This is a genomic window from Ferroglobus sp., assembly GCF_015521575.1.
Classification (GTDB): Archaea; Halobacteriota; Archaeoglobi; order Archaeoglobales; family Archaeoglobaceae; genus Ferroglobus.
Window position 1 is genome coordinate 1 of the sequence record NZ_WANY01000178.1, and the last position, 5,630, is coordinate 5,630.

Here is a 5,630-nt window from a genome sequence, read left to right on the forward strand (position 1 = left end):
CTTAAGGGGGCATGGGGAAAACGAGAATCCTCTGAATGAACACGTTTTAAACGACGTGGAGGGTGCTATTAGCTATCTCAGAAAAAAGTACAAGAGAATTTACGCTGTAGGTCATAGTCTCGGAGGATTGCTCGCTTTAAAATCTTCGGCAGACTTCGTTTTCGCGATTTCTCCTCCTTTAATGAAAAAAGTTGTAGATGTTGCCAAGTTCATGCTACTTCTGAATTCCTGCAAAGTTAGGGAAGTTGAGAGAGGAGTACTCTTCAAAATACTCGAAAGGTTGAATCCTCCTGAAAGAAGTGAAAATGCGGTAATATTTTACGGAAAAAACGAGTCGGAGCCATTTATAAGGACTATAAAGGAGTGGGCAGAAGGGAAGGAGGTTGAAGTTGTTGAAGTGGAAAGTATGCAAGCCGAAATGCCGGAGATAGATGTTGACTGCGAAATGCTTAAGAGATATCTGCCAAGGTTCATCAGCCACACGGCTATTGTTAAAGCAAAAGAGATAAAGGAGAAAATTAAATTTTAACTATCTTGCCTTCTCCTCCAACGTTCACGTCCCCTATCCATCCATCTTCAGCCTTTTTGAAGCTTGGAAGCAGATCGAACTTTCCTCCGATTTTTATAGTCCCACCTTTCATATCTCCTCCAACGAAGCCGCAGTCTCCATGAACGATTATCGTTCCGTTTTTCATCTCCGTCCCTATGAAGTCTCCAGCGTTACCCTTAATCTCAATCTCCCCTCCAACCATTTTTTCTCCTATGTAGTTTCCGGCGTTTCCCTCAATTAGAATTTTCCCACCCTTCATTCCTTCAAGATCTCCGTAGTAAGCACAACCGACGAGGTTTCTTGCATTTCCCTTTACGACAATTTCTCCACCGCTCATCTCAGCTCCGAGCCAGTCGTCAGCGTTTCCTTCGACAACAATTTTTCCTCCGGACATGAACGCTCCGCAGTGGGCACCAACGTTACCCTTTACAACGATCTCTCCTTCAGTCATTCCTCTACCGATCCACTTTACTCTGGAAAAATCTCCGTCAAGGATGAGCTTTTTCTCATCTCCCTCCTTTTTAATCTCGAAAAGCTCTCCAAGCTTGACCTTGTACTTTCCGTACCAAACTTCAAAGTTCTTAATTTCCTCTTCGCTCTTCTCAGCCAAATCTGGAGTGATTTCCGCCTCTACGCTAACTTCAAAGTCCTTCTTAGGCTTTAAAATTAGCATCAGCTCACCTCCAATCTTGCGGGCTTCTTAACCCACCTTTCATCAACTCCGAAGTTTATCCTCTCGACCGTGTAGTAGTTCTGGAAGTACTCGTCGAGATCCGCTTCGATAGCTTCCATGCTAACCTTCTTCGTCGCATCCACCCAGAAAGTTCTTCCCCACGTCTCTGCAACAAGTTCTCCATCTTTTACGACGATCTCACCATCTTTAATCGTGTAAGCAGGTTTTCTGAACGCTTTGTTTACGAGATCGTACTCCGCAGATGGATCAACTTCGTTCGGGTTTATGTTGTATATGGCTATGTCAGCGTCGGCTCCAACTCCAAGGTGACCTTTATTCTCCATTCCGAGGATCTTGGCGGGCAAGCTTCTGCTCATCTTTATAACCTCGTAGAGCGTTTTTTCGGTATCTATAGCTGGTAAACTTGAAGCTTTCTGCACGTAGGGACTTACCCTCTCAAGCTCCTTTTCTCTCATTCTCTTGCTCATCAACATCGCCATTATGTATGGATACTCTGTGAAAGGTCCTCCGTTTGGCCAGTCAGTGGAGATCACGACTTTATCGCTGTCTATCAGTAATCCCAACTCCAAACCAATAGCCCACTGCAAAGCGTGGACGGGATTCTTCGGCAGGTAAACTATCGGGACTATCCCGGCTCCACCTTCAATTTCCGTATCTTTGTTGCTCCACCTCGCTCCGATTAACTTGTGAAGGGTGAACTGGAAGGGAGCATCTCCGGTCATGGCTGTAGCGTGTCCGAATATCGGCTGACCCATGTCTATCGTGATGTTGTCAGCTTTGTTGACGTACTTCGCTATCTCCTCAGCTCCGCTTGAAACATCTCTCCAGCTGCTTCCGGCATAGGCGTTGAACTGAACGTGGGTCACGTGTAAAACGGGTCTATTTTCGTTTTTCATTCCAGAAACGAGTTTCATCGTCTCTATCGTCGTCTCGTAGTTGCCCGGAACTCCTAAATTGTTGCAGTGGATGTGGACGCAGTGAGGCAGATTTAAAGCTTCGTTAGCTTTGACAACTTCAGTAATTATCTCCCTCGGAGTGACTCCGTAAATTGGAACTTCGTCATCGAGCGTTCTGACGTTGCTTCCGTACATCCACTTCTCAACTCCACCGGGGTTAACGATTTTCACGCCGTACCCCTTCGTTCTCTCGATAGCCCAAGCTATGAAAGCCTGAAGCTTTTCCTGATCTTTTTCTGAGACGAACTTGAAAACGAAGTGCCAGTTTCCGAAAACGGGTAAGGCGGCTTTATCCAAGATCGGTATGGCGTCAAGTTCTTCGTGGGTGTGGGGACTTCCGATAGGTGGTGAAGCAGCTTCAACAGCTGTTGTGTAACCCATTTTTGCATACTCATAACCGATTCCCGGAGCTGTCAAAAGAACCCTTCCTACAACAGCCCTAAACTTACCAGCCACGTTTCTGACAACTCTCATCTCTTCAGGTCTCATTGATCTGCCGGTGTTGATCTTGCTTCCAGCTATGTGAGAATGCATTTCAACTCCGCCAGCAACGACAAGCTTGTTGGAAGCATCTATTATCTTGCACTCTTCCTTTTTTACTTCACTCTCTTCAACGATCTTCCCCTCTTTAACGAAAATATCCATTTTTTCTCCTTCGATCCCGTTTTTCGGATCGATAACAATACCGTTCTTAATCCAAAGCATGAAAATCACCCTACTCTTTTAACAACTTCCTCATACATCTTCTCCAAAATCTGAACATCGCTCCAGTATTCAGTTTCAACGAGCTTCTTGACTCTAAGCACGATTCCGTCCATTCTGTAAACGGAACCTTCGGCTTCGAGTCCAGCTATGGCTGAGGGAATTACAACGTTCGAAAGAAGAGTCGTCAAGTTCGGATGGGGGTCGATTTGAATCACAGGAATCTTTTTGAGGTGTTCTACCGCTTTCCTTGGAAAATGAGCCGCTGGATCGCTTGCTATAATTAATGCTGCATCGCAATCTCTTCTAACTAAAGCTTCCACTGCCGTGAATTCGGCTGGAGAAAATCTTGGGTAGCCTCTGCTAAAGTCTATTGCAAACTGATAGCCGACTTCCCATGCTGGAACCTCTCCAGCCCCAACAACGTTGTAGTGTCCTCTCATTGGCCAGATTACCCATCTTGTTTTTCTGTTAAGCTGCTGAACCAATTTAATAGCGTTTTCAACGTTTCTATCTCTTCCCCTCGACTGAGTGACTCCCAACCCGTAAAATATGACACCATACTTCGCATTCATCATCAATTCAGCAAGTTCGTAGAGTTTTTCTACGGGCACTCCTCCAACCTCATCAGCTTCGATTTTTTCTCCTTTTACGATCGCTCTCAAAGCAGAGATGATCGCATAATCGTAACCCGGCTTTATCTGAACGAAGATGTCAGCAAGTTTTGCAGTTTTCGTTTCTCTAACATCAATCACAACAACCTTCCTGTTCTTTCTATCTTTGATGAGGAGTCCCTTAGCCATAACGCTGTATCTCGTTGGATGTCTTGGATGAGCTTCAACCGGATTTGCTCCCCAGAAAATAACGACATCCGCCCTATTCTTTACCGAACCGAGAGTTCCACCGGGAACACCTTCCTCTATCAAAGCCAACGTTCCCGGAGCATGACAGACGCTCGCGCACTGATCGTAAATTCCACCAACTTTTTCGGCAATAAGAACTCCGAGTCTTATAGCTTCGTTCACGGTAGACGCCCATCCGTAAAGAAGGGGTCTTTTGGCTTCAACGAGAATCTCAGCTGCTTTTTCAATCGCCTCTTCGTAACTAACTTCTTTGCCATCAATCATCGGGGCTTTAATCCTCTCTTTTTTTGAAAACTTAGACTTCCCGAGGGCGCAAAGCTTTCTTACATCCCCGTTCTCAAATACACCGTCGTCACAAACGCTTCCACAAAAAGTACAGACAACGTTTTCCATTCACTCCACCCCTAAAATCTCTTTTATAGACTTCACATTCTCCTCAGTCCTCTCAACTACCCCTTTAACACCTTTAAAAAGGGGCATTCCCGTCCCATCCGTATCGTCGCTGGTAATTTGGTTCGCATAGGGACCTATCGGAATGAAAACCACGCCTTTCGGAACGCTTCCAACTTTTGCAAAAACGACTACTTCGCCGAACTCCGTCTTGATTTTTACCCTATCGCCTTCCTTCAAGCCGAGAGATCTGAAATCTTCCTCGTTTAACTCGCAGTAGCTTACGGCTTTGAAGTACTCCTCTGTTAACTTTTCCTCAACTGTCTTACCTTGATCAATCGTTCTGCCGGTTATAATCTCCACTTCAATGGGCATAACAGATCACCGTCTTTTAATAACTCTGTTCGGCTATATTTAACGATTACTATTTTAATCAGCTGCTATGCGATTCGAAATGTTTAAAAATAAACAAGAAACGCTTCTGCTCTACTCTTCCGATTTTAGGTACTCCAGAGCTTCCTTATGAGTGGCGTTTTCGTGGACTATCATAGCTATAGCTTTCGTCATTTTCTTCGGGTTCTCAGCTTGGAAAATGTTCCTTCCTATAGCCACCCCTCTCGCTCCAGCATCCATAGCCATCTCGACCATCCTAAGGATATCTTCGGGGGAGTCCATCTTCTCCCCTCCAGCCACAACGACTGGCACCGGACAACCTTCTGTCACTTTTTTGAAGCTTTCAATGCTCCCAGTAAAGTTTGTTTTGACTATGTCCGCTCCAAGCTCAGCACCAACTCTCGCTGCCAAACTCACGGCTTTCTCATCGAATTGATTGATCCCATTCCCCCTCGGGTACATCATAGCGAGTAAGGGCATTCCCCATTCAGCACACTCTTTCGCAATTTTCCCAAGTTTTTCAAGCTGATTCGCTTCCGTTTCACTCCCAACGTTCACGTGAACGCTAACTGCATCAGCTCCAAGCTTTATAGCTTCTTCTACAGTAGCCACGAGAACTTTGTTATTCGGATCTGGAGATAGCTTCGTTGATGCGGAAAGATGGAGAATAAGTCCGATATCTTTTCCGTAGCCCCGATGACCTATCGGCACTATGCCTTTGTGAACAACGACCGCATTAGCTCCTCCTTCAGCAACCTCGTTTATCGTACTTGCAATGTCTATCAGTCCGTGAATCGGTCCCAAAGAAACACCGTGATCCATCGGAACTATTACCGTGTTCCCGTTCTCTCTATTTACTACCCTCTCGATCCTTATTCTTTTCCCTATAACGCCACTCATTCCACCACCTTGTTACTTTGTCACTGAGTCTCAAAATAGCAAAGTATATAAAAAGTTTTCGAATGAATACTGAGACCCATAAACTTTACCTTTTCAGAATATTTCTCAACCAATTTTGATGAAGCTGAAAGAATTTGTGAAGGAACTTGAGTTGTTTGAGAGGGAGAGAGTTCCGACTGAAA

General features: G+C 45.1%; 5 protein-coding genes and 1 pseudogene. 1 reads left to right on the forward strand and 5 read right to left on the reverse strand.

Annotated elements, in window-relative coordinates; translation table 11 throughout:
- Positions 1-529: pseudogene (locus tag F7C14_RS07215) on the forward strand (alpha/beta fold hydrolase); the annotation flags it as partial.
- Here F7C14_RS07215 and F7C14_RS07220 read toward each other — a convergent pair.
- The 5 genes from F7C14_RS07220 to F7C14_RS07240 form a co-directional block, all read right to left on the reverse strand.
- Positions 519-1,223 carry a formylmethanofuran dehydrogenase subunit C gene (locus F7C14_RS07220; RefSeq protein WP_290901391.1) on the reverse strand — a complete coding sequence of 235 codons (705 nt, stop codon included), beginning with the start codon at positions 1,221-1,223 and terminating at the stop codon, positions 519-521. The pseudogene F7C14_RS07215 and the gene F7C14_RS07220 overlap by 11 nt on opposite strands.
- Positions 1,223-2,905, reverse strand: a complete 1,683-nt coding sequence (locus F7C14_RS07225) for a formylmethanofuran dehydrogenase subunit A (RefSeq protein WP_290901392.1) — start codon at positions 2,903-2,905, stop codon at positions 1,223-1,225. Before F7C14_RS07225 ends, F7C14_RS07220 begins: the two co-directional genes overlap by 1 nt.
- Before the next feature lie 5 nt (positions 2,906-2,910).
- Positions 2,911-4,158: a formylmethanofuran dehydrogenase subunit B gene (locus F7C14_RS07230; RefSeq protein WP_290901393.1), complete on the reverse strand. Its 1,248-nt coding sequence runs from the start codon at positions 4,156-4,158 to the stop codon at positions 2,911-2,913.
- Complete coding sequence (locus tag F7C14_RS07235) at positions 4,159-4,530, reverse strand: molybdopterin dinucleotide binding domain-containing protein (protein WP_290901394.1); 372 nt, start codon at positions 4,528-4,530, stop codon at positions 4,159-4,161.
- A 111-nt stretch (positions 4,531-4,641) separates the two neighbouring features.
- Positions 4,642-5,448, reverse strand: coding sequence for a 2-amino-3,7-dideoxy-D-threo-hept-6-ulosonate synthase (locus F7C14_RS07240; protein ID WP_290901395.1), 807 nt, complete (start codon positions 5,446-5,448; stop codon positions 4,642-4,644).
- Positions 5,449-5,630 lie beyond the last annotated feature (182 nt).

Excerpts from the sequence above, each read along its gene's own strand:
- F7C14_RS07220 (WP_290901391.1), bottom strand. The coding sequence starts at position 1,223 with ATGCTAATTTTAAAGCCTAAGAAGGACTTTGAAGTTAGCGTAGAGGCG.
- F7C14_RS07225 (WP_290901392.1), bottom strand. The coding sequence starts at position 2,905 with ATGCTTTGGATTAAGAACGGTATTGTTATCGATCCGAAAAACGGGATC.
- F7C14_RS07230 (WP_290901393.1), bottom strand. The coding sequence starts at position 4,158 with ATGGAAAACGTTGTCTGTACTTTTTGTGGAAGCGTTTGTGACGACGGT.
- F7C14_RS07235 (WP_290901394.1), bottom strand. The coding sequence starts at position 4,530 with ATGCCCATTGAAGTGGAGATTATAACCGGCAGAACGATTGATCAAGGT.
- F7C14_RS07240 (WP_290901395.1), bottom strand. The coding sequence starts at position 5,448 with ATGAGTGGCGTTATAGGGAAAAGAATAAGGATCGAGAGGGTAGTAAAT.